The sequence below is a fragment of the Methyloglobulus morosus KoM1 genome, assembly GCF_000496735.2.
Classification (GTDB): Bacteria; Pseudomonadota; Gammaproteobacteria; order Methylococcales; family Methylomonadaceae; genus Methyloglobulus; species Methyloglobulus morosus.
Window position 1 is genome coordinate 16,446 of record NZ_AYLO01000034.1, and the last position, 23,944, is coordinate 40,389.

The 23,944-nt window shown below is 47.3% G+C and carries 17 protein-coding genes and 1 pseudogene; 11 read left to right on the forward strand and 7 right to left on the reverse strand.

Annotation, left to right across the window (positions count from 1 at the left end; all coding sequences use genetic code 11):
• Window positions 1–357 carry a YciI family protein gene (locus MGMO_RS04575; RefSeq protein ID WP_023493864.1) on the forward strand — a complete coding sequence of 119 codons (357 nt, stop codon included), beginning with the start codon at window positions 1–3 and terminating at the stop codon, window positions 355–357.
• A gap of 289 nt (window positions 358–646) precedes the next feature.
• Here the strand turns inward: MGMO_RS04575 and MGMO_RS04580 are convergent, their stop codons facing one another.
• The 3 genes from MGMO_RS04580 to MGMO_RS04590 form a co-directional block, all read right to left on the reverse strand.
• Window positions 647–1,561, reverse strand: a complete 915-nt coding sequence (locus tag MGMO_RS04580) for a DUF4868 domain-containing protein (RefSeq protein WP_023493865.1) — start codon at window positions 1,559–1,561, stop codon at window positions 647–649.
• A 1-nt stretch (window position 1,562) separates the two neighbouring features.
• Window positions 1,563–2,144 carry a hypothetical protein gene (locus MGMO_RS04585; RefSeq protein WP_023493866.1) on the reverse strand — a complete coding sequence of 194 codons (582 nt, stop codon included), beginning with the start codon at window positions 2,142–2,144 and terminating at the stop codon, window positions 1,563–1,565.
• Between the two features lie 113 nt (window positions 2,145–2,257).
• On the reverse strand, window positions 2,258–2,986 hold the full coding sequence (locus tag MGMO_RS04590; RefSeq protein WP_023493867.1) for a hypothetical protein: 729 nt from the start codon (window positions 2,984–2,986) through the stop codon (window positions 2,258–2,260).
• Between the two features lie 1,085 nt (window positions 2,987–4,071).
• On the opposite strand from MGMO_RS04590, the gene MGMO_RS04600 reads away from it, so the two are divergent.
• Entirely contained in the window at window positions 4,072–8,352 is a 4,281-nt protein-coding gene (locus MGMO_RS04600; protein ID WP_023493869.1) for a DEAD/DEAH box helicase, read from the forward strand.
• Window positions 8,353–8,631: 279 nt separating this feature from the next.
• Window positions 8,632–10,272: a SulP family inorganic anion transporter gene (locus MGMO_RS04605; RefSeq protein ID WP_023493870.1), complete on the forward strand. Its 1,641-nt coding sequence runs from the start codon at window positions 8,632–8,634 to the stop codon at window positions 10,270–10,272.
• Between the two features lie 176 nt (window positions 10,273–10,448).
• Here MGMO_RS04605 and MGMO_RS04610 read toward each other — a convergent pair whose 3' ends face one another.
• Window positions 10,449–10,865 carry an HIT domain-containing protein gene (locus MGMO_RS04610; protein WP_023493871.1) on the reverse strand — a complete coding sequence of 139 codons (417 nt, stop codon included), beginning with the start codon at window positions 10,863–10,865 and terminating at the stop codon, window positions 10,449–10,451.
• Between the two features lie 101 nt (window positions 10,866–10,966).
• Here MGMO_RS04610 and MGMO_RS04615 point away from each other — a divergent pair, with 101 nt between their 5' ends.
• Window positions 10,967–12,013 (forward strand): hypothetical protein, encoded by a 1,047-nt coding sequence (locus tag MGMO_RS04615; RefSeq protein ID WP_023493872.1) that lies wholly within the window; start codon window positions 10,967–10,969, stop codon window positions 12,011–12,013.
• A gap of 164 nt (window positions 12,014–12,177) precedes the next feature.
• On the opposite strand, the gene murU is transcribed toward MGMO_RS04615, so the two are convergent.
• Together murU and MGMO_RS04625 are read right to left on the reverse strand one after the other, a co-directional pair.
• Window positions 12,178–12,846, reverse strand: a complete 669-nt coding sequence (gene murU, locus MGMO_RS04620) for an N-acetylmuramate alpha-1-phosphate uridylyltransferase MurU (RefSeq protein ID WP_023493873.1) — start codon at window positions 12,844–12,846, stop codon at window positions 12,178–12,180.
• Window positions 12,843–13,838, reverse strand: a complete 996-nt coding sequence (locus MGMO_RS04625; RefSeq protein ID WP_023493874.1) for an aminoglycoside phosphotransferase family protein — start codon at window positions 13,836–13,838, stop codon at window positions 12,843–12,845. Before MGMO_RS04625 ends, murU begins: the two co-directional genes overlap by 4 nt.
• A 253-nt stretch (window positions 13,839–14,091) precedes the next feature.
• Here MGMO_RS04625 and MGMO_RS04630 point away from each other — a divergent pair, with 253 nt between their 5' ends.
• The 4 genes from MGMO_RS04630 (at window position 14,092) to rnd (ending at window position 20,152) form a co-directional block, all read left to right on the forward strand.
• The gene (locus MGMO_RS04630; RefSeq protein ID WP_235557229.1) at window positions 14,092–16,953 is read left to right on the forward strand and encodes an LPS-assembly protein LptD; all 2,862 of its coding nucleotides are present in this window, start codon (window positions 14,092–14,094) and stop codon (window positions 16,951–16,953) included.
• Between the two features lie 11 nt (window positions 16,954–16,964).
• The gene (locus tag MGMO_RS04635) at window positions 16,965–18,257 is read left to right on the forward strand and encodes a peptidylprolyl isomerase (protein WP_082458283.1); all 1,293 of its coding nucleotides are present in this window, start codon (window positions 16,965–16,967) and stop codon (window positions 18,255–18,257) included.
• 44 nt (window positions 18,258–18,301) lie between these two features.
• Complete coding sequence (locus MGMO_RS04640; protein WP_023493877.1) at window positions 18,302–18,907, forward strand: DbpA RNA binding domain-containing protein; 606 nt, start codon at window positions 18,302–18,304, stop codon at window positions 18,905–18,907.
• A gap of 87 nt (window positions 18,908–18,994) precedes the next feature.
• Window positions 18,995–20,152: a ribonuclease D gene (gene rnd, locus MGMO_RS04645; RefSeq protein ID WP_023493878.1), complete on the forward strand. Its 1,158-nt coding sequence runs from the start codon at window positions 18,995–18,997 to the stop codon at window positions 20,150–20,152.
• A gap of 73 nt (window positions 20,153–20,225) precedes the next feature.
• Here the strand turns inward: rnd and MGMO_RS21065 are convergent.
• Window positions 20,226–20,357: pseudogene (locus MGMO_RS21065) on the reverse strand (IS1 family transposase); the annotation flags it as partial.
• A 332-nt stretch (window positions 20,358–20,689) separates the two neighbouring features.
• Here MGMO_RS21065 and MGMO_RS04655 point away from each other — a divergent pair.
• The 3 genes from MGMO_RS04655 to MGMO_RS04665 all read left to right on the forward strand — a co-directional run bounded on the left by MGMO_RS04655 (window position 20,690) and on the right by MGMO_RS04665 (window position 23,857).
• The gene (locus MGMO_RS04655) at window positions 20,690–21,787 is read left to right on the forward strand and encodes a transposase (protein ID WP_161808463.1); all 1,098 of its coding nucleotides are present in this window, start codon (window positions 20,690–20,692) and stop codon (window positions 21,785–21,787) included.
• A 352-nt stretch (window positions 21,788–22,139) separates the two neighbouring features.
• Window positions 22,140–22,619: a hypothetical protein gene (locus MGMO_RS04660; RefSeq protein WP_023493881.1), complete on the forward strand. Its 480-nt coding sequence runs from the start codon at window positions 22,140–22,142 to the stop codon at window positions 22,617–22,619.
• A gap of 11 nt (window positions 22,620–22,630) precedes the next feature.
• Window positions 22,631–23,857: a hypothetical protein gene (locus MGMO_RS04665; protein ID WP_036306888.1), complete on the forward strand. Its 1,227-nt coding sequence runs from the start codon at window positions 22,631–22,633 to the stop codon at window positions 23,855–23,857.
• Window positions 23,858–23,944: the final 87 nt, after the last annotated feature.

Genomic DNA, 23,944 nt, shown 5'->3' on the forward strand with positions numbered 1-23,944 from the left:
ATGAAATACATGTTGTTAATTTACCAAGACGAAATCGCTTTGACTGAAACGGAGCGGGAAGAGTGCTATAAGGAATCTATCCAGCTCGCGCATGACCTCAAGGCAAACGGCCAATATTTGGCAGCCAGCCCATTGCAACCTACCGCTTTGGCGACCCGTGTTCGAGTAAGGGAAGGCAAGCAGTTAATCACCGACGGCCCGTTCGCCGAAACTCGCGAACAACTGGGCGGATATTATTTGGTTGATGTAAACGACCTTGACGAAGCTATTCGCATCGCAGTCAGAATCCCAATGGCACGAAAAGGTACTGTTGAGATTCGTCCCGTGATAGAGATACAGGGTTTACCGACAGCGTAGTTCGGCAACTCCCATTTTCGTTAGAAATGCCGACGTTTTTGATCAAGGTAGAGCCGCTGCAAAATTGCCATCTGTTTGCACACAAAATGCGCCAGAAATTGCACACATGTGGCGATTTCTTTTGCGTACCCACTGCGTTTAAATGCACACCAGTTATGTCCGGCAGGAAACGATCTCGAACCTTCAGAATAGTGGGTTGCTTGTTTAACTTAATTACACAATTGGCCAAAGCAGACCATCAGACCGGGTGAGTCTTAACGTTCCTTTAACCTCGTTGGGCATAAGTACTTCAAATTTGAGTCGCATCAGGAACATCGTACACATTACTTGTGATTTCACTCATCAAACGATGATCCAACAGCACTTGCAAAATTGTCTTTGCCGTATGGTCGCATGCAATAATTTTATTGGTATGTGGATCGAAGTTTATTCCCCAATTCCGGTTGGCGCTAACTTGACTTAAAGTAGTTAGAAAATTTGGCCTAGAGTAGATTCCTTTTTGTTCTACAATTGCCATGCGCCTAAGCTGAATTGAATTACTTCCAACATAACCGATTAGCGGTTGAAGGTCAGTGAATAGAGAGCAAAATGCAGGATCAGCCTGTAGGTCTGCGAAATTTTGAATATAGGCGGCCCTGTGTTCTAGTGCAGACTCAAATCCCCGTTTATTTGCAATGAACAATAATGCTCCCTTGCAGTAGAAATCAAAGTTTTTTTCTATGGAAAAAGCATTGTCATTTGTTGCTGCAAGTTCTCCATCTCGAAATACTATGTTTATGAATTTCTTTGGATAAGATGTCTTCCAGGTGGAGGTCGAGCGTTTAACTGCATAGATAGTTTCATTGTTAACTGTGAACTTTACTAAATAGCCCTCTGCACCTTTTAAGTTTTTGATTCCTCGAACTTCACATTCTGGTTCAGGACGATCAACTTGGACTTTTAAGTAATCAAAATCCGTTTCATCGGTAGGTGCAGCTAAACAACTATTTTCATTTGTTTCTGCAAGATATGTATACGCAGAAAACTCAATTATTCTATTAAGCTCATTTATGACAAGGTTTTTTAATAATTCAATTAACTGCTGATCTGTCCGAACAAAATGAGCTGTGTACTTTCTGGCTGACGAACTTTTTTTAAACACCCAAAGATGAACATTGGCATTTTGAAAATCAAATGAACGAAATGAGTCGAATTCTGCCTGCATTCTAGTCTCGCGCAACATAGAAATCTTGAATTGTCTGAACGTCTAGCGAACCTCGAGTAATCGAACCTTGTTTTAATATTTGAATATGCCTTGTAACCCCATTTATCAGCACCGTTGCTTCATATAACTTCCAGCCAAACATCAAGAGGAGTGGATTCATGATTATTTGACCGGATTTATAGGTAATGGCGAACATCCACAATAGGAAAACACCAAATCCAAAGAGTTTTTCGGTTTCGTCATAGCTAATTCCCATAAACGAAACAACGTAGGGAAATGTATAGTTAATTATGTCATTAGGTATCGCTTTAAATTCTTGGACATCGACAACAAACGGAAAAGATATTTTTCTAAAAAGAAAGCTTGAAACAACAACAGACAAGGTACAAGTACAAACAAAAATTAACGATGGCTTTGGATTCTTAAATGGAATGAACGAGCAATTAGCAATATCTAAATTTATAAAGTTACAGAATGGTAAAGACCACCACGTACTTGGAATATCCTGAACAGCCAGGATTATTGCAAGTGGTAGGTATGATCCAATAAATACCAAGAAAGCGGATACTGTTCGAAATTGCATTTTATTAGCCTTGAAAACTTAGTATCCGTATGTTTAAGAATATTTCAACCCAACGTTGAAGCTGTGCGGAGCAAACGAGGCGTAACGAAGTTTGCGTCCGAACGAGCGACTTGTTATGAGTTTTCGTTGCTATCATCGTAGCTAATTGATAGCACATCTACTGTTCTTTCCAGCTCTGACAACAAGCCATTCACTCTATGAACATTGATACGAGTTCCCATGTTACACATACAAACCGACTCTATTAGATCATCGACTTGATAAATTGTTGATTTATCATGCATGTCTATCAACTCAGAATCCGTCCATGCCGCATACCTATTTGAGCGACTCAAATCATCATAGTTAAAGGCTTCATCGTGAGTAATACATGAAGAAACAAAATCTAGAAAAGGTGCTGGTTGCTTTTTAAATTCGTTATCGCAGTAAAACATTTCCCAGATTGCAAAACAAGACTTATACCTTTTTTGTCGTTGCAATTGACTTGAGAAATGAGACTGGCTTGTCGATTTTTGGATGCTATCCCAAGCATTAACTTTTGTGGATAATCTTGGTAGTTTTGCTTCAAACAAACACATTTTTGCTTCAGAATGATTCGATAGAATGATGCATGCATCAGCTCCTGTTTTTCTTTCTATGCTTCCATTTACTTTATACGATATTGCAGTAAGACCACTTATGGCTTTTGCATTTATTTGTCGCCTAAACTCTGCCGTAAAATTTGAAGTGTAGTCATTCTCATCGGCAATCAACCCTATTGAGAGTTCAGATCTTATAGATCTATCAGCCCAATAAGCACTTTTTTTGATTAAATCGATGATTGTGTGGCAGAAAAGATTCATACATTCACATACTCATAACGTTTAGCTCAGGCGCGGAGCGTTAGCGGAGTCGCCTGGAGCGTTGTGTTGTGCCTATTATTAAAGAGTCTTTTTCGACACCAAGCGACATGCATACTTTTTCTCGCCCCAGCTAAACGCGAACGTATCAGATATTTCATGCCACGATCCGCCTGGATGTCCAGACCCATGATTTGCTCCCATGCACGAGCACTCGCAATGAAAGCCCTCTGCATTCCAACATGCTGGCGCACACTTTTGTTGCTCCTTATACAACTGAACAACGAAGACCTTCCCATATTTTTGCAATGCGAGATTGATGTCGTAATCAAACCAAGCTTGCGGGGTTTCCCAGCATTTGAATTTTTCATTCCACTCTGGCTTGCGACGCTGGTCTCCTCGAAGCCAGTCGCGATTATTGGGTGCGTATGGAAGACGGACTAAGACCGGGAACGAACGAGCCTGCTTATAAACGACAGGGATTCGCTTTTGGCTCCAGATGTCCAGTAATCTTTGATCTTGAACCTCGTCCATACCTGCTCGACTCAGAAGGCTAAACGTGAAGTATGCACCTATTTAGGTGTTTAACAAAAATCAAAATAGGTGTATATCACTTTGCTTCCTGTCTATATTTCAAAGGATTATCATAGCCTAAAACTTGTTTTTTTACAGTTTTACCAGACTTAAACCACACCTGTTGAACGCCTGTCGATACTACTGGATCAGGCGCGAGATTGCGAGTGTCCGCTGTTGGCGAGGATTCGGTTGTATTTGTCCTAAGTTATCAGTACCGTGACAGTCAGCAAAGACACCCAAGAAGACTCTCCACATCGTTTAAGGTCTAATGCAATTAGCTGTGCAAATCAAATGCAATTGAGTGTACGTCGCGAAATTAAGCCGTGATCTTCCCTATAGCAGAAAAGCGATTCAGGATGGCATCGACAAAAGTTAATCCAAGAGGTCTTGACCCGCACGCTTATCGTTTTTCTTCGCTAGGGAGCAAGGAAGGGCTTCTGTCAGTATTTATTTCTGTACAATAAGGCGTAACGATGAGTTGAGTTGCAGTATTTATCCGGCTAAAGATTTCCATGTCTACCGTCCTAAGCGCTTTTCACCCCGTGGTAGCTGACTGGTTCCTAAGCCACTTTAAGTCACCCACAGAAGCCCAAAACAAGGCGTGGCCCGTCATCCAGGCAGGACAATCAGCACTGATCGCCGCACCCACCGGTTCGGGTAAGACATTGGCGGCATTTTTGGCCGTTATCGACCAATTGGTCAAGCAGGGCTTATCGTCTTCCCTGCCTAATCAAACCCAAGTGCTTTACGTCTCACCGCTAAAAGCACTATCCAACGACATCAATAAAAACCTGGAACAACCGTTATTGGGTATCGGTATGGCGCTGCTCGAAGCTTCGCTGCCCGGTATTGCCATTCGGGCACAGACGCGCACCGGCGATACCAGTCAAATTGAACGGGCAGCGATGAAACGGTTCCCTCCGCATATCCTGGTTACCACGCCGGAATCATTGTTCATCCTACTGACGTCGGAATCTGGGCGTGAAATGCTAAAAACGGTCCGTACCGTGATCGTGGATGAAATCCATGCTCTGGCGGGTAACAAACGCGGTGCCCACTTGATGTTGTCGCTGGAACGGCTTGCGCAATTAACCGGACAGTCGCCGGTACGCATTGGCTTGTCGGCCACGCAAAAGCCGCTGACCACCATCGCGCAGTATTTGATCGGCGACCGTGATATGCCGTGTACGATAATTGACATCGGTCATATCCGAAAGCGCGATTTATTGGTGGAAGTCACCAGTTCGCCATTGGAAGCCATAATGGCCAACGAAGTCTGGACAGAAATTTACGACCGACTGGAAACGCTGGTCAATGAACACCGTACCACCCTGATTTTCGTCAATACCCGGCGGTTGGCGGAACGTGCCGCCGCCGCTTTGGCTGATCGATTGGGCGAGGCAGCGGTCACGGCGCATCACGGCAGTCTCGCCAAAGAGCATCGGTTGTCGGCGGAACACCGGCTCAAACAAGGGCAGCTTAAGGCATTGGTGGCAACGGCATCGTTAGAACTCGGCATTGACATTGGTGATGTCGATTTGGTTTGCCAATTGGGTTCGCCCCATTCAATTGCGGCTTTTTTGCAGCGGGTCGGCCGTTCCGGCCATAGCTTGGAAGCTATTCCCAAAGGTCGGTTATTCCCGTTGTCGCGTAACGATTTACTGGAATGCGCCGCCTTGTTGAATGCGATTGCCAAAGACCAGCTTGACAGCATCAAAATCCCTGATTACCCCTTGGATGTGCTGTCGCAACAAATCGTCGCGGAAGTGGCCTGCCGGGAATGGAATGAACGCGAGCTTTTCCAAGCCTTGACGTTAGCATGGCCTTATCGCACATTGACGGTAGGGCAATATACAGCGGTCGTCAAAATGCTGAGCGACGGCTATCACACGCGGCGTGGGCGGCGCAGCGCCTATTTGCACCGCGATGCCGTCCAGGGTGTCCTGCGTCCTCGTAAAGGCGCACGGTTGACCGCTATCATGAATGGCGGAGCCATCCCAGACCAGTTCGACTACAATGTCATCTTGCAACCAGAAGGCTTGTTCATTGGTACGTTAAATGAAGATTTTGCCTTTGAGAGCATGCCGGGCGATATTTTTCAGTTGGGCAATACCTCTTACCGAATGCTCAAAATTGAACAAGGCAAAGTGTATGTCGAAGATGCCCACGGACAACCCCCCAATATTCCGTTCTGGCTTGGCGAAGCGCCGGGGCGTAGCGACGAATTATCGGCTGCGGTTTCGGAATTGACGGCAACCATCGATCGCCTATTAGAACGTGGGGAGGATGCCGCCCGACAATACATTTACCAGCAATTAGCGTTACCTCTTGCAGCAGCAGAACAGTTATTTAGCTATTTGGCTGCCGCTAAAGCGGCACTGACGGTGCTGCCGACATTTAACAACATTATTTTCGAGCGGTTTTTTGATGAAACTGCCGATATGCATTTCGTTATCCATTCGGTTTATGGGTCACGAATTAACAAAGCCTGGGGATTGGCGCTACGTAAGCGGTTTTGCCGACGCTTTAATTTCGAGCTACAGGCCGCCGCTGATGAGAATAATATCGTCCTATCGTTAGGCCCTACGCATAGCTTTCCACTGAACGAGCCATCCGGTTACCTTAAGGCCGAAACCGTCCAAACTGTCTTGACGCAAGCGCTGCTGGATGCGCCGATGTTTCCGACGCGCTGGCGTTGGGTGGCGAATACCGCCTTGGCTGTACCGCGAAACAGGGCAGGCAAAAAAATTCCGGCAATATTTCAACGGAACGACGCCGAAGACCTGGTCGCTGTCATATTCCCGGATCAGTTGGCTTGTATTGAAAATATCGCGGGTGACCGTGAAATACCCGATCATCCGTTAGTCAACCAAACGCTCTGGGACTGCCTGCATGAACTAATGGATATTGACGGTTTAAAGCAGGTGCTGACGGGCATTGAGAACGGTAGCATCCAGATCATTACTCGTGATTTGACCGGCCCGTCGCCAATGGCCCAGGAAATTATCAATGCCAAGGCTTATGCTTTTCTCGATGATGCGCCAGCAGAGGAACGGCGTACCTTGGCGATACAGCAACGTCGCCTCAACAGTCCGCAGGATGCCGCAGAGATCGGGCGATTAAACCCAGAAGCCATTGATCGCGTCCGGCTCGAAGCTTGGCCGGAATTCAATAATGCAGATGAATTGCACGATGCCTTAGTGGTTCTCGGCTTTATGACGGAACAGGAAGGCCAACATGGCCCGTTACCCAAGCCGCCAAATACCCTAGCCCAAAATGCGACAAGCCTGCTTGGCATCCTGCAATCTACGCATCGGGCAACCGTCCTGACATTAGCCAACGGACAGCGTCTTTGGGTGTCCGCCGAGCGGTTACACGAATGCCTTATACTTTTTCCCGATATAAGTTTGTCGCCGGATATCGCCGCAGTAACCGTCGATAGGGCTTTATCCCTAGAAGACAGCTTGCGGGGGCTGGTCCACAGCCGCATGGAATACCTTGGCCCTATCACCGTTGTGGAACTTGCCCAGCCGTTAGGGATGGCCATTTCAAAAATCGAGCAAACCTTACTGGCTTTGGAACAACAAGGCATTGTGTTGCAAGGACAATTCACACCCGGCACACAGGCGACTGAATGGTGTGAGCGGGGTTTATTGGCACGGATACATCGCTATACCCAAAAACAATTACGCAGTGAAATAGAACCCGTTGCACCGGCAGACTTTATGCGGTTTTTGTTCAAGTGGCATGGCTTGCACGATCCGGTAAGCGGAGAATCCGGATTGTCAAAGGTATTGCAGCAGCTAGAAGGCTGCCATATAGCGGCAGCCAGTTGGGAGCCGGAAATACTGGCCAAACGGGTTAAACCTTATTTCGCCTCAGAACTCGACCAATTATGCACGGCAGGGCGGTTTGTCTGGTTACGATTGAAATCGACTGGCGAAAATTCGCCCAAATCGGCTAGGAAATCCACCCCCATTGCGCTGATTGCTCGCACGAATATCGATTTCTGGCGGCAGATGATACCGTTACCTGTTGCGGAGACAATGCACTTAACAGGCAACGCCCAGAAAGTGTTTGGCGTGTTAAAGGAATGGGGGGCCAGCTTCTTTCAGGAAATTGTCCGTGAGACGGGCCTGCTAAAAACGCAACTTGAAGAAGCGTTGGGAGAGTTGGCGGCGGCGGGTTTGATTACTTCCGACAGTTTTCATGGCCTACGGACCTTAGTGATGCCGCAAACTATCCTGCATCGGCGCAGCAAACGCTATCCCAGCCATGACCCGATGGCCAGTGCAGGCAGATGGTCTTTATTGCGTCCACCCCGATTGAAGCCTACCGACAGTTATGAACACGTCGAGCATATCGCCCGAAACTTACTGCTGCGTTATGGTGTGGTGTTTCGCAAAGTTCTGGAGCGGGAAGAAAGCATCCCAAGTTGGCGGGAACTGATCTATATTTATCGGCGGCTTGAAGCCCGTGGCGAACTGCGCGGCGGTCGTTTTGTGGAAGGTTTTTCTGGCGAACAGTTCGCCTTGCCCGAAGCCGTCAATGCACTCAATGCGATCCGAAAGCAAGAAAAAACCGCCGAATTGACCGTGCTTAGCACTGCCGATCCGCTAAATCTAAGCGGGCTTATCACGCCCGGCGAACGGATAGCATCCTTATCTGGCAATCGGTTGGTTTATCGGGACGGCGTGCCCGTTGCGCATGGTTCACACCGGAAAATTAATTTTTTACAAACTTTCGACGCAGAGAACCAACGGCTTTTGCAAGCCGCGTTGTTGGGCAAGTAGGCTGTTGATAGGTCAAAGGGTGGGCAACGCTTTTTTGCCCACCGTTTACGTCACGGATTTGTCCCGCGTGGGCAAAAAAGCGTTGCCCAACCTTGTGACTGATGGTCTTGCTTATTGATTTTGCTCAGAAAGCGGTTCATTTAACCAGGCTGACGATGTTTTAGGAACTCGTGCTGTAGTTTTTGTGTCCACTAACGGAAATGGGCAGGAGCACATCGGTTGCCACTATAATGTTGATGCCTAGTCTATTGCGTACACTGATCATAATTGGAGCTAAACATGATACACCAAGCACGTTACTACTTTCGTCATGTCAAAGAGGATATACCTGCCGGGATAGTCGTGTTCCTGGTCGCATTGCCACTTTGTTTGGGAATTGCGCTAGCATCGGGCGTACCTTTGTTTTCTGGCCTGATTGCGGGTTTGGTGGGTGGTTTGGTGGTGGCTTGGCTAAGCGGTTCACAACTGAGTGTGAGCGGCCCCGCTGCCGGCCTTACCGTTATTGTTTTCAATGCGTTGCAAACTTTGGGTGATTTTCAGGCTTTTTTGCTCGCCTGTGTCCTGGCGGGCATGATGCAACTGGCGTTGGGTTTTTTGAAGGCAGGGATTATAGGTTCCTTTTTCCCTTCCGCCGTCATTAAGGGTATGTTGGCGGCTATCGGCTTGATCCTCATTATAAAACAGGTACCCCATGCGGTCGGTTATGATGCCAGTTTCGAGGGTGACGAAAGTTATATGAAGGAAACGGCGGAATCGAGCTTTTTTGAACTGTTTGATTCCTTACAGGCTATCTCGCCTGGGGCGGTAGTAATCAGTGCAGTCGGTTTGTTGATCTTGATCGTGTGGGAATTGCCTTGGTTCAAACGGCAAGCGCTGTTGAACCTGATCCCCGGCCCTTTGGTTACAGTCGTGTGGGGCGTTTGCTTCAACCAGTTTGCCGTCCAGTTCGCGCCAGACTGGCAAGTCAAGCCGGAACATCTTGTTAACCTTCCCGTATCGGAACATCCCGGCGATTTTTTGAATCACCTGGTGTTCCCAGATTTCAGTTATTTAAATAATCCGCAAGTGTATGTTGTGGCTGTCACGATAGCCATAATCGCCAGCTTGGAAACCTTGTTAAGCCTGGAAGCCACCGATAAGCTTGATCCCTTAAAACGCTTGACACCAACCAACCGTGAGCTTAAGGCGCAAGGCATGGGCAATATCATCAGCGGGCTGTTGGGTGGGTTGCCTATGACGGCGGTTATTGTGCGTAGCTCGGCCAACATTAATGCGGGCGGCAAAACTAGCTTGTCTTGTTTTGTCCATGGTGTTTGTTTGCTAATCAGCATCTTGTTTTTTGCACGCTATCTTAACGCCATCCCTTTGGCTTGTTTGGCGGCAATCCTGTTATATACGGGCTATAAGCTGGCAAAACCTTCCATGTTCATGGAGTTTTACCGTAAAGGGATGAGCCAGTTGTTGCCATTCGTCATCACTGTCGGCGCCATTTTGGCAACGGATTTGCTGAAAGGCATGGCAATTGGCATGGCAATCGGCTTGTTTTTCGTGATTCGCGCGAATTATAACGCGGCAATTTCTATGACGAGGACAAATAATCATTACCAAATAACGCTGAATAAGGACGTTTCCTTTCTGAATAAGGCGCTGCTTAGGAAATTTATTTTACTCGTTGAAGAGAATGAGAATAGCAAAGTTACCATAGATGCCCATAAGGCGCAGTTTATTGACCACGACATCCTGGAAACGATTGATGATTTTATGGCATCGGCGCAAGACAGCAATATAACTGTAGAGGTGATCGATGTGTACGGTAAGGAAAAAATAAGGAAAACCCAAGAATTGACCCTATTTGATGGATTTTCTCCCATTCCTCAACCCCATGAAAAAAACTATCACGGCGGAGTTGACGGCCTGTAGATGGGGTTGTGGCTTAGCGGCAATGCTGCCTACGGGCTTATCGTATAGTTCCGATAAGCCCCCTCTTACCCTAACTGAGCGCGTAGTTTTGATTGGTAAACCCAGACAATCCAGTATTGCTGGGTTTCATTTCTCAACCCAGCCCACCCTGGGTGATATTTCATGCACTGCCTTATTTAACCCTTAACTAAGCCAAGCTCACTGGTGACAAAGGTTATCGCATCTGCCAATTCCTGCTCCGCATAAGGGGTTGCCGTAAACTTGCCCCACACTGGGGAAGGCCAGGCTTTGTCGGAACGATAACGAACCACATGATGAATATGGAGTTGCTGCACGAGGTTGCCAATCGCGGCAATGTTGATTTTGTCTGCTTTGTAAAGCACATTTAGCCGTTCGGCGAGCCCACTGGATTCTTCGATCAATACGCTGCGTTGCTGTTTGCTGAGTTGGTAAATCTCGGTAATGCCTTCTATTTCTGGCACCAGGATGAACCAGGGGAATTGGCTGTCGTTCATGAGCAGCACGCGGGATAGCCCTAATTTCCCAAGGGGGATGCAATCTTTTTCCAGTTGCGGATGCAGGTGAAATGTCATTAATTTTTCACTTGAAAAAGCTTAAAAAGGCACTTAAAATTTGCCGCCTTTGATTAAATTTATAGCCAATCATACTATAACCAGAAGCAGAGAAAAGTTCCATGTCCGCGTCGTCCGTTTCCATTCACGATTCTTTATGTGATCAAAAACAGGCGGTCTCGTTTCGCCTGTTGTTAGGCCTTTATGGCATTATCCCCGTGTGTTTGATCTTGCAATGCCTCGACCATTGGCTTTGGCAGGATTATCTGCGGAACAACCTTCCCAGCAGCCCTTATCATTTTGTGTTGTTCCAAATTTTGTTTGGTACGCCCCACATTATCGCCAGCAATATCTTGTTGGTAAGCAACAAGGATTATCTGGTGCATTACCGTAAGCATATTGCCTTGATGACAGTTGCCATTGTGATCGGCTATGTTTTGGGCAATATGTTGTTGCCGTATCGGCTGCTGTATGTTTTTGTGGCAGCCTGGACGGTTTACCATGTGCTTAAGCAGCAGTATGGCATAGCGCGGGGTGTTTGCCAATTGCCTGAGTCGGCGTTTAAGCTGCTGTTAGCGCTCAGTGTGGCGGCGGGTGTTGCAATTTATCTCAGTATTTTTTTGAGGAGCAGCCTGACGGCAGAGCAAGTATATTGGATTAAACACATTGCTGCCCTGGGGTGTTTGCTGCTGGTGTCTGCCGCATTTGTTTGTCAGCATTTTGTTGTTACGTCGTTTGGGCTATGGTTTTATTGGTCTAATGTGTTTTTGGTGTTGGCCAGTTTTTATTTATTTCTCCAGCAGCATTATTTCATGGCGATCCTGGTGCCGCGCTTTGTGCATGATGCGACCGCGTATGTTTTTTATGTGACGCATGATTACAATAAGCATCAACATAACCCGCAGAATATTATTTACCGATATGCAGGCCGGTGCGGCATCCACCTATTTTTGGTGTTGCCTTGCCTGTCGTTTTCGCTGGCTTTTTTGTTGCAGGCTTACGGCGATTACCTTGCGAATTTAATAACTCAGTATTTATTGGGTACGGAGTTTTATAAGGTGGTTACGCTAGGTTTTCTGGGTTATTTAGCGTTAATGCACTACTACATGGAAGGCTTGACTTGGCAGAAGGATTCGCCGTATCGCAAATTTATTGCTTTTAGTAAGTAAGGGCGGGTTATGCCGTGTCCAAGGGTATCAAAACGGATATGGTTTGGAGTGCAAATCAAGGTTTGTGCTCCAAATTTATCGGCACTACGGTTCCACACTCAAGCCCGAACTTTTAGGAAAGTAAAGTGTTTAGCACGGCGTAATCCGCCAAATCGACTAATCGGTTAAGCTTCCCGTAAATGCCGGTCTAACTCATCCAATCTTTCGGGTGTGCCAATATCCATCCAAAATCCTGAGTAATGTTGCCCTGTCGCTTTCTTTGCGGCAATGGCTTCAAGCAGTAAAGGTAATAATTTACGTTTACCTGGCAGGGTATTGATGAAAAGGTCGGGATGATATACTCCAATCCCACTAAAAGTATATCGTTGAGCATCGTTATCTGTGAGTTGACCTGAACTACGCAAACCAAAATCCCCTTTTGCATGATGAGTGGGATTATCAACCATGACTAAATGGATTAAGTCCAGGCTGGCTTTTTTCAATTCCGCAAACGGAAAATCCGTCGCAATATCGCCGTTGACGACGAGAAACGGGTCGTTGCCTAATAAGGGCAGGGCGTTGATGATGCCGCCAGCGGTTTCCAATGGTTCGTCGCCTTCTGGGGAATACGCAATATTCGCACCGAAGGCTTTTCCGTCATCCAGTTTATCTTCTATTTGCTGGCCAAAACGGGCATGGTTGATCACTATTTCGGTAAATCCTGCCGACACGAGTTGGCTGATGGTATGTAAAATCAACGGCTTGCCAGCGACGGGGAGCAAGGGTTTGGGGGTGCTGTCGGTTAAAGGCCGCATCCGTTCGCCGCGACCAGCGGCCAGTATCATGGCTTTCATAATGCTTCGGGGAAGTTTGGCAAAACGTGTTGCTGTAAAAAGTTATGGAAGCCGTCCAGTTCTGGGTAGGCCTGGGCTTGAGCCATGACATAATTCAAGGTTCGGGGTATGTCTTTAAGATAGCCGGATTTGCCGTCCCGCAGATTGAGCCTGGAAAAAATACCGATGGCCTTCAAATGGCGTTGCATCCCCATTAAATCAAACCAGCGCGTAAATTGGGGCAGCTCACAGGCAATAACCCCCGCTTGTTTGAGCATTTGATAATATTGTGACGCCCAGAGGGCAACTTGATTTTGCGGCCAAGCGATATAGCAATCACGAAGCAAAGACACTAAATCGTAGGTGACAGGGCCAATGACCGCATCCTGAAAATCAATGATACCCATTGAGTTGTCACCCAAAACCATAAGATTACGGCAATGGTAATCACGGTGAACGCAGGTGACGGGCTGCTCAAGGGCGGACTCGACCAAAATGCAGCGTACGTTATCCCAGATTGTTGTAGGCATTTTTAAGCCTAATGCTTGTTCGATAAACCAGTCTTCAAAAATGCCGAGTTCCCTTTGTAACAAGGCTTCGTCGTAGCGGGGCAGGGCGGCTTTATCATGGCCAGTATTGACTTGAAGCTTCAGTAAGCTGGCCAATGCATTGCCATAGAGTCCATTTGCATTGTCTGCGTTGACTTTATCGAGAAAAGACTGTGAGCCAAAATCCTCCAACACCAGGAAACCGTCATCTAGGTTTTGATGGTAAATAACCGGAATCTGCACATCGGAAAGCTTAAATAATTCTGCTACTTTTATGAATTGTTTGATATTTTCCCTGTCCGGCGGCGCATCCATCACGACCAATTGTTGGTCGGGCAAAGTGATCCTGAAATAACGTCGAAAACTGGCGTCGCTGGAGGCGGGTTCGCAGCGTTCAACAGGCAACCTCAAGTCATTTTTCAGCCAATCCAGCATCGATATTTTACGTAAGTCGTTACTTGTCATGTCTTGAAGCGGTCAGATTAGTTATAACGCTGGTTCAAATTGAGGTAGAATTCGCGCTGGCATTCTATTCGATTTTTGATTCGTTAAGCTACTAATCCTTCCACTGCCCATGCTCGCCCGATTGTATCTGGTTTATTTATTATTATTCTTTGCATCGATAAGTTTCGCCAATGAAGCAAATTGGAATTGCCAACAGGACAAAAACACCAAAGAATGGGTTTGTGTCGGTTCGGCTGGCAGTGCAGCAAAATCAATGCCTAATACACAGGGTAAGCCCGACACTGTCGAACAAGGAAACTTAGCTAAACCTGCCCCAAACGTACCGATACCGGTCGCGCCGCCTAAAAATGCCGAACCCAGGGCGGTTGAAGCTTTGAAAAACGATCAATTGACCCAGCCAAAATTGGACGATAAGCCTGTGGATTCTGTATTAAAAGAAGAGGCTGCAGAGAACCCCGATGCGCAGCGTGCCAATCCCATTGCGATACGCCCTTTGAATCCTCCAGACGTTTCAGAAGCACCACCACCCGTGTTACCGGCCAGCCAAAAGCCTAACTCAGTTACCACTAAAGAGGTGGCGGTATTGGACGAGGGCGGAAATCCGCGTGCACACGGTTGGAACTGCGACACCAAAGGCAAAGATGGCAATTGGAATTGTCAGTTGGTGGGAGCGGACCCCAGGGGTGAAGCCCGTGTGGTTGAAACCGAAGATCGAGGGTTCCATTTGCTCGATCCTGCTTTTAACAATAAACAGGAACACATTTTCAACACCTTGCGCGATCGTTTTAAACACAATCCTTGGGGTAATTGCACCATCCAGTTGGGCAGCAAAAAGTATTATATTTCCGATAAAAAACTGCGGGCAAAGGCAAATGTCGACATGAATTCCAATGCCGCTGAAATTTACGACAATGAAATTGGTAATTATCAAGGCAGGGTCGAGATGCAGCGTGCGGATCAACGGGCTTCATCCAATTCGGCAAATTATGATTCGGTTTCAGAAGCGTTGGATTTGCACGGTAATGTTTTTTATAGCGAAGACGATGTGTCGCTGTTTACCGAAACGGCGACACTCAAGCTGGCCAGTGACGAAGCGCGGATGCGGGACACCCTGTTTATATCGCCAGAGACACCCATACGGGGTAAGGCGAGTGCGGTTTACCGTGACAGCAAAACCTTGTCACGTTATAAAGATGCCGCTTACACCTCCTGCGAACCGGGCAATCAGGACTGGGTCGTCCATGCAGGAGATTTGAAGTTGAACAAAGAAACCAATACTGGGTCAGCTAAAAATGCCTGGATTGAATTTAAAGGATTGCCGATTTTTTATTCACCCTATCTCACTTTCCCAATGGATAGTAGAAGAAAAAGTGGATTTCTAGCGCCGAGTTTTGGTAATACCCAAAAAGCTGGCTTTCATTTTTCAGCCCCATTTTACTGGAATATAGCCCCCGACTATGATGCGGTGATACGGCCACGGTATTATTCTACAAGGGGCGGGTTGCTGGCGGGCGATTTCCGTTACTTGGCTAAAAAATCAAGTGGCCGAATCAGTGCCGAATATATGCCAGATGACGCGATTTCTCAGAAGCCCAGGTACTTGGCAACCATTAAAAACAATGCCCAGTTTACCCCCAATATCAGATCTAACCTTGATTTGAACATCGTCTCAGATAAAGAGTATTATTCCCAGTTGGGGAATGCGCTGAGTTTTCCGGTTTTCAGTAACATTAGAAGTTTTGCGGATGCCTCGTATGTCGATAAAGGCATTTCTCTTACAGGCATTGTGGAAAACTACCAAACCATTGACCCTATCTTGGGGGGAAGGTTAACGCCCTACCGTCGACTGCCACAGCTTAATTTGAACCTTGATCATTCATTTAAATCATTGATGACAGATGTAGGCATACAAAATGAGTATGTGTATTTCCAGCATGATGACAGTGAGTTGCCCGACGCGTTCCGGTTTAATGTCAAGCCTTACGTCAGCTTTCCGTTAAAGACCGCCAGCGTCTATTTGACGCCAAAATTTTCCGTGCAATATACCCAGTATGTATTAAATAAAGAGCATTCTGAATTCAAAGATTCAAACATCAGCAGAACCTTACCCATTGCATCGGTAGACGGTGGTTTATTCCTCGAAAAAGATGTCGATCTGTTCGGGAATTCGATGCTGCATACCTTGGAGCCCAGGTTGTTCTACTTGTATATCCCAAAAGTCAATCAAGACAATATCCCTATTTTCGATACCTCCTTATACGATTTTAACTACGACAGCCTATTCAGGGAAAACCGCTACAGCGGTACCGACAGAATACAGGACGCCAACCAAATTACCGCCGCCTTAACGACGCGCTTGATCGATTCAAAAACCGGATTGGAAAAGTTGAAATTAAATCTTGGTCAAATCTTCTATTTTCAAAATCGTGAGGTTACAGGCAAAATTGTCCGTGCTGGAACGGACTTTTTGTTTAATCCGGTGCAAACCAGTAGCACTTCGCCTTTGGTGGCAGAACTGAGTAGCCAAATAAACAAGCATGTTGGCGTTCAATTGGGTACACAGTGGGATCCGCATAGCAATGAGTTTGTCCGGGGTAACGCCGCAATTCACTTCGAGAACAATCCAGGTGAACTTATCAACCTTGGCTTTACCTATCGGAAAAACACCTTGCTTAGAGATTCGCTGGATCTCGCATTGGCGGATAATACGTTCACTAAAGAAGAAAGGGATCGTTTCAAAATCTACAGGGATAGCTTTTTAACCATTCGTAGTAACGATATTATTACGAGTGATATATCCATGCGCTGGCCCATTTATGATAATTGGTTTGGAGTTGCACGCTGGCAATATTCGTGGCTGTTTAATCAATCCCAAGATGCTTTTGTCGGCCTTGAAAAAGAAACCTGTTGTTGGCGGTTTAGGATCATTGGCAGGCGTTATGTGAATAATCTGCTCGCCACAGTTGGTAATGCAAACAATCTCGCAAACCCACAGTACAATAGCCAAACCGGCATTTTTTTTCAAATTGAATTTAAAGGACTGACGGGCACGGGGTTAGACTTGGGCAACTTCTTCGCAAAAACTATCTATGGTTACCGTAAGAAAGGTTATTGATGTCTCTTAAAATGCTAAACAAACTGGTCATTTATCCTGCCGTATTGTGCAGCCTGCTGGCGTTCAGCCATGCTGCGCATCCAGAGCCGCTGGAAAGAATTGTTGCCGTCGTCGAAGATGATGTGATTCTGGAGCATGAGTTCCAAAATGAAGTGGTGGCGATTGTCCAAAAATTGCAAAGCAGTAACACGCCAATGCCACCCGATTACGTCATAAAAAAACAAGTGCTGGAAAAAATGATTATCGAAAGACTGCAACGGCACCTGGCTGAGAAAGCGGGAATCAATATGAGTGAGGAAATGCTCACTAATTCGGCGACCGAAATTGCCCAGCGGAATAACATGACACTCGAGCAATTCAAGGATGAATTACAGCGTCAGGGCATGTCCTACCAGGCCTTTTTGGAAAACATGCGGAATGAAATTGTCATCAACCAACTTAGGGGCAAGGAAATAGGCGAGAGAATCAAGGTTACCGACAGGGAGGTTGAGCATTTTATAGAAACTGAAGACAAAGCCGGTGACGGGATGGGGCAATACCATCTGGGGCATATCCTGATTGCGGTTAAAGAGGGAGCCTCGGCTGAAGTCATAAAAAAAGCCATCAACAAAGCCGAGCAATTGGTGAGCGATTTGCGTTCAGGCCAGGATTTCACTAAAGCCGCAATGAGCGTTTCCGACGATGACAACGCGTTGAAAGGCGGCGATTTAGGGTGGCGCAGCAAAAATGACGTGCCTAGCCTGTTTGTTGACGTGATCAACAAAATGAAGGCAGGCGACATCTCCGATCCTATCCGTAGCCCCAGCGGTTTTCACATCATTAAAATGCTGGAAATGAAAGGGGTAGGCACGCAAATGATCACTAAATCCAAGGTAAGGCATATCTTAATCAAGACCAATGAGTTGGTGGACGATGCCGAAGCCCAAAAACGGCTATTTGCCCTAAAGCAGCGGATTGCTGACGGCGATGACTTTGCCACGTTAGCCCGTGCGCATTCCGATGACAAAGGTTCAGCATTAAAAGGCGGTTCTTTGGATTGGGTGGGGCCTGACGACTTGGTCAAACCGTTTCAGGCCGCGATGGATAAGCTTGCGATCAAAGAGGTCAGCGATCCAGTGCAGACCCAATTCGGATGGCACATAATCCAGGTTTTGGAACGGGAAAATAAAGACAACACCAGCGATTTCAAGAAAAACCAGATTAAGGACATTATCCGTAAACGAAAAATTGAAGAAGAAACCGAACTTTGGTTGCGCAGGTTGCGTGACGAGTCTTATGTCGAAATCTTTCAAGATAGGCTCTGATTTGATTTGCCTGATGGTCGATCATCTTGTATAACAGAATGAGGATGAACAATAACGATTCAACAATTCTATTAATTTCGCATGACGAAAAAGACAAGCTGCTGAAGGATGCCATGCATAAAATCCTTGCCCAGCAGAATCTCGTTAACGAACGTCGACTGCTAAATGTAATGGCCGCAGAATTAGGGGTCACAGTGCTGGATTGTGCGGCAGCCCTCCTATACCTCAATCAAAATAGTCTGGGCAAGCTGAACTCGGGTATCGCAATTACAGACAAGCCAGGGCAAGCCCAACATGAAAGGCAAAAAATTCAACAGTCATGCCAGCCAAGTATCAGGTCAGTACGGTATCGTCTTGATCTTGGAAATCAGCACAGCGTAACTCAGGATGAAATTAAAAAAGTATTGGTCGAAGAATCCGGTGTTGACATCAAAAACATTACCAATGTCCGTATTCTGGATAGCTTTACCTTGATCGACCTACCCGATGAAATGCCGCAGGAAATTTTTCATCATCTAAAACTAGTCGAAATAAACGGGCAGAAACTGGATATTCGCCGCGTTAAATCGCGTAACAAAAAACATGGCAGCCGCAAATATCGACGTGATCGCTTTGCCGGTTCGCTATCCGCTAAGGAAGCCGGCCAATAACCAGAATCTTCGTCATAAAGAAACCGGCGGTGTTTGCTGCGGATCATAAATAGAGCAAAGCGCATTAATTGCGTGCTTAAGGATTAAATGACAACCATTCAATACATCAACACTGCCGACCAATTACGTGGGCTTTGTGAACACATCCAAAAGGCATCCTGGTTGGCGTTGGATACCGAATTCTTAAGGGAGAAGACCTATTACCCCAAGTTCTGCCTCTTGCAAATAGCAACACCCGATTGGGTAGCCTGTGTGGACCCGATTGCTTTGCCTGATTTAAGCGACCTTTTTGATGCCATCTATAATCCTAATATCGTCAAAGTCTTCCATTCTTGCCATCAGGATTTAGAGATTTTTTTCCAAATGACAAGCAAGGTGCCTGGCCCCATCTTCGATACCCAAGTTGCTGCGCCGCTGCTTGGTTACCAAGACAACCCGGGTTACGCCATGTTGGTATCCAGTCTCTTGAATATCAATCTCAACAAGGCCCATACGCGCGCCGACTGGAGCAAACGCCCATTAACTGAAGCGGAGATACAGTATGCAGCTGATGATGTGATTTATTTGTGCCAAATCTACCAAATTATGCTGAAAAAATTGGAGACGTTAGGCAGGGCAGGCTGGTTAAAAAACGATTTTATAGAGCTAGAAAACCCCAATAATTACCAAGTGATACCGGAAAAAGCGTGGCTTAAACTCAGGGGTAAAAATAAGCTGACGAGTAAGCAGCTGTCCGTCGTCCAAGCCTTGACGGAATGGCGGGAAAAAACAGCCCAAGCCGAAAATCGCCCAAAAACCTGGTTGTTGCGTGACGAACTAATCTTCGATATGGCCAAGTTGCAGCCGGAAACCATGGCTGATTTAGCTAATATTCGTAACATAAATGAAAGAACCGTTCATCGTTATGGCCGAAAACTGTGCGAATTAATCGCCATTGCCAAAAGCAACGAACCACAACCCCTTAAGGAAAAAGACAAGGCCATAAAAAAAAATCAACAACATGAAGCCATATTGGATATTTTGACGGCATTAGTCCGTATACGGGCCGAAGAAAATTCGCTGAATCCGACCATATTGGCGACTCGGAAAGACCTCGAAGCGTTACTGTTTAGTGAAGAGGAAGGCTGCCCCTTACTGCACGGCTGGCGGTATTCCATGGCGGGAAAAGAACTGGTTGGTTTATTGAAAGGCGATCTCCTCTTGGGCATCCAGTCTGATAGACTAAGCGTAATTGAAAAGCGATAGTGATTTTAAGATAGATAAAATTTTTCTTATTGCCGCCACATACGCGGCGAAGGGCTAGGTTTTCTGGTAGTGGCTAAACATTAAACCAATGGATCACGCCGTCATGCCACGTTGCGTCCTTGGAAAACGAAAGCGTTTTCCGCACCATGCGGCCGACCCGCTGGCGCAGGGTATTGTTCCAGCGCTCCATGTGGGCGGTCTCGCCGGTCTCCTTGCCGACGCTCCGGTGCAGCCTTCGGAAAACACGCTGGCGTAGGCTTTCCAGAAGTCGCTGAAGGTGCGACAACTGCGGTAGGCCGTGTAACCATATTACGAGCACAATATTATTTAACATAATATGCATTATGCGAAGCGGTGTTAACTTCCATGTCTTTGTAACCAATGTTCCTACTATAGATTCGGCCTTTTAATGTCTGAACCGTTCGTGCTGAGCTTGTCGCAGCACACACCGCCTTTCGACAGGCTTGTATGGTAATACTCAAGAGAATCGGGGAGACTTTAGGGGTCGGGATGGAGGGACATCGACAGGTATCTGCTTTGACAGACCTCACTGAGAACACATCCCCATCACGTCTTGCAGGGTCGATGAAGAATCTAGCGGCCAACCGCCGATTTGTGCACAAGCTTACCCGTAAGGCGCGCCACCCCGACTTCTCTTCATTGTTTTCCATCGGAGGGCTTATGGCAAGTGAAATGTTTGTCGGGATTGATGTGGCGAGCCGGGAACTAGTAATCAGCAGCCCTCAAGGCTTAACGACGATCACCAATACCCAGGCGGCGATTGAAGCGTGGTTAATGGGCTTGCCTGCGGGCAGCCATATCGGTGTCGAGGCGACCAGCCATTACCACGAATTAGTCGCGGATCGGGCGGTTTTGGCGGGCATGGTGGTGTATGTACTGAATCCCCGTGACACGAGGCACTACATGCTAGGCCTAGGCCGGCGGAGCAAGACCGACCGGGTGGATGCCGGGATGATACAGCGTTTGATTCTGGCCGAACATGCCCAATTGCGGCCTTACCAGCCTGCCGCCGCCGTGCATCGGCAGTTGGCCTTGTTGCAGCGACGCCGGGGCAGCGTGGTCGGGCACCGCCAAGCCTTACACAAAGCCTTACGCCAGATCGGCATCCTGGCCACGGTGCTTGACCAGACCTTGGCAGCATTGGACACGTTAATAGCGCAGATTGACCAACAACTGGATACGCTGCTCAATAGCCAGGAGGGCTTGGCTAAAGAGGCGCGCCGACTGGAAACCGTCCCGGGCATCGGCAGGCAAACCTCCACCCAGTTAGTGACCTTGTTTAAACGAGTGGATTTGGCCAACAGCGATGCGGCGGTGGCGTTTGTGGGTCTTGACCCCAGGGCATGTGATTCCGGCCAAAAATCAGGGCGCAGGCGCTTATCCAAGCGCGGTTCCGCAGAATTGCGGCGCTTGCTGTACAACTGTGCCCAAGCCGCCGCCAGGACAGTGGCCTGGAAGCCTTACTATGCCCAACTGAAATCCGGTAAGTTTTCCACCACCCAAGCCTTGGTGATTATTGCCAGAAAGCTGTTGCGCATCGCATTTTCGCTTTGGCAACAACCGGGGATACTGTTTAATGCTCAAAAAGTCGCTTGCCTTGGATTGACCGGTTGACAAAAACCATAGAATCTCAAGACGAACGGAAACTTAATACTTCTCAAGGCCGAATCAATAAGGTGGTCATCGGGTTGACTATATTTCTCGACTTCCTGCATAATTTCGAGATTGTTCTATAATGACTCTTTAGAAGTATGGCTATCCATCCCTGATTGTTTCAACGAGGTATCTCCGTTTGTGCAGTATGGGTTTGGTTTCGGCTATCTTGGCTAGACAGCTTTCACTGCTTCGTGGAATGCCGGATGCTGTGAACGTGGCCTGTTAATTTCAATTACTCCCATCGATGGGTAGATTACGAAGATGTTTATTGAGATTGACCAAGGTCATCTATAATTATCGCGGAACTTTCATGCGACAACCTAACGGCTTTTGCTTTACCCATTTCCCTGTTATGGCCTGTCTTGTCGACAGGACGCTGCAATTATTCGTGCCCACCCTCTTCCGGTTACAGAGAGCATTACTGCTTTCCGTCTTCATTTTATTACCCAACACGACGCTCCAGGCAGGCGGTTTGAAACCCGTACTAGTGGATTCAAACGGACAAGCAAAACATTATTCATTGGAGACAGTGCGCGAAATTTTCTTTATGCGCCTGGGCTCTTGGCCTGACGGCTCGCCTATCCATGTGTTCGTCTTGCCCGACAACCATCCGCTGCACGTCCGGTTTGCGAAAGAAATATTGGGGGTCTATCCATTTCAATTGCGCTCCGCTTGGGATCGCATTGTTTATTCAGGTACCGGCGTGGCGCCTACAACCGTTGAAACACCAGAGGAAATGCAGATGCGCATCAAAGGAACGCCAGGCAGTATTGGCTATATGGGCGAATAAGGGGATTATCGATGAATCCAGTAAATAGGTTATTTAACCTAAGCAATACAGCCCCCAGGATAATGTTCGCCGCATTAACCTTGTTGCTGCCGTTTAATGCCTCGGCGCTGGAATGGCATAACGGCGACTGGCAAATGCATGGTTTTTTGGGCCAAGGCTTTACCTATACGGATCATAACCAAGTTTTCGGGACCAGCCGGGATGGCAGTCTGGATTTTCGTGAAATGGGCGTCAATGCTTCCGCCAAGCTGCTGCCCAATCTATTGGTTTCAGCACAAGGAATATATCGCGATACCGGTGGATCGGATACGCTGGGTACGCGGCTGGATTTTGCCCAGGTCGATTATAGCGCTCCCCTGTTCGACTCTGCCTTGGTGTTGGGTGTCCGCGGCGGTCGGGTAAAGGTACCGTTCGGCCTGTACAACGATACCCGCGACGTGCTTTGGACACGCCCGACCGTGCTATTGCCGCAGTCCATTTATTTCGACACCCTGGCCTTGCGACAGGCGATGATTTCGGCTGATGGCGGCTTATTGTACGGTCGTTATACCTACGGCGAGCACCGCCTCAACTTGGAATTCATGGTCGCCCAACCGCAGGACAACACGGGCGGAGGCCCTGCGTTCTTGACGAATATACCTAATGCACAAGGCGAATTGGGGGGGCGTCCCATGTTTATTGGGCGCGCCCTTTACGAATGGATGGGCGGACGCGGACGGCTAATGTTCTCCGTCGTAGACCTGGATCGGGATTTTCATTCTTCGTCGCCTACCACGCCTTCGGGCAACATCAAAGTGATGTATCCCTTGTTTTCCGGCCAGTACAACGCAGAGCGCTGGTCGTTGACCGCCGAATACGGCTGGATTGACAGCCAACGCAGTAATACTCTGCCGACTTTGACAAAAAATCCATCCGAGAACTTTTACGTGCAGGGCGAGTACCGGATTACGTCGGATATTTCAGGCGTGTTGCGTTATGATGTTTTTCATTTAGACCGCGATGATCGGGATGGCAAGGCACTTTCGCAACTTACCGGGCTACCTAGCCATCGTTTTTATGCCAGGGACTTGACCGTCGGTGCACGTTGGAAATTTGCCCGCAATTTTTTGCTCGCCGCAGACTATCACTACATTAACGGAACGGCTTGGCTTAACGATAAAGATAATCCGGATCTTATGAATGGGGGCGGCACTTCCGATTGGAGCCTATTCACCATGATGCTGTCTTTTCGCTTTTGAATCGTGAATGACGAATAAATTTAATAACAAAAGGGGTAAATACCGATTTGTCAGTTTACATAGAAAATGGTTATTAGCTCTTAGTTT

Coding starts and splice junctions, on each gene's coding strand:
- MGMO_RS04600 (WP_023493869.1), top strand. CDS start 4,072: ATGTCTACCGTCCTAAGCGCTTTTCACCCCGTGGTAGCTGACTGGTTC.
- MGMO_RS04585 (WP_023493866.1), bottom strand. CDS start 2,144: ATGCAATTTCGAACAGTATCCGCTTTCTTGGTATTTATTGGATCATAC.
- MGMO_RS04635 (WP_082458283.1), top strand. CDS start 16,965: ATGCTAAACAAACTGGTCATTTATCCTGCCGTATTGTGCAGCCTGCTG.
- MGMO_RS04575 (WP_023493864.1), top strand. CDS start 1: ATGAAATACATGTTGTTAATTTACCAAGACGAAATCGCTTTGACTGAA.
- MGMO_RS04630 (WP_235557229.1), top strand. CDS start 14,092: ATGCCTAATACACAGGGTAAGCCCGACACTGTCGAACAAGGAAACTTA.
- MGMO_RS04660 (WP_023493881.1), top strand. CDS start 22,140: ATGCGACAACCTAACGGCTTTTGCTTTACCCATTTCCCTGTTATGGCC.
- MGMO_RS04615 (WP_023493872.1), top strand. CDS start 10,967: ATGTCCGCGTCGTCCGTTTCCATTCACGATTCTTTATGTGATCAAAAA.
- MGMO_RS04610 (WP_023493871.1), bottom strand. CDS start 10,865: ATGACATTTCACCTGCATCCGCAACTGGAAAAAGATTGCATCCCCCTT.
- MGMO_RS04665 (WP_036306888.1), top strand. CDS start 22,631: ATGAATCCAGTAAATAGGTTATTTAACCTAAGCAATACAGCCCCCAGG.
- MGMO_RS04580 (WP_023493865.1), bottom strand. CDS start 1,561: ATGCAGGCAGAATTCGACTCATTTCGTTCATTTGATTTTCAAAATGCC.
- MGMO_RS04605 (WP_023493870.1), top strand. CDS start 8,632: ATGATACACCAAGCACGTTACTACTTTCGTCATGTCAAAGAGGATATA.
- MGMO_RS04625 (WP_023493874.1), bottom strand. CDS start 13,838: ATGACAAGTAACGACTTACGTAAAATATCGATGCTGGATTGGCTGAAA.
- MGMO_RS04640 (WP_023493877.1), top strand. CDS start 18,302: ATGAACAATAACGATTCAACAATTCTATTAATTTCGCATGACGAAAAA.
- murU (WP_023493873.1), bottom strand. CDS start 12,846: ATGAAAGCCATGATACTGGCCGCTGGTCGCGGCGAACGGATGCGGCCT.
- rnd (WP_023493878.1), top strand. CDS start 18,995: ATGACAACCATTCAATACATCAACACTGCCGACCAATTACGTGGGCTT.
- MGMO_RS04590 (WP_023493867.1), bottom strand. CDS start 2,986: ATGAATCTTTTCTGCCACACAATCATCGATTTAATCAAAAAAAGTGCT.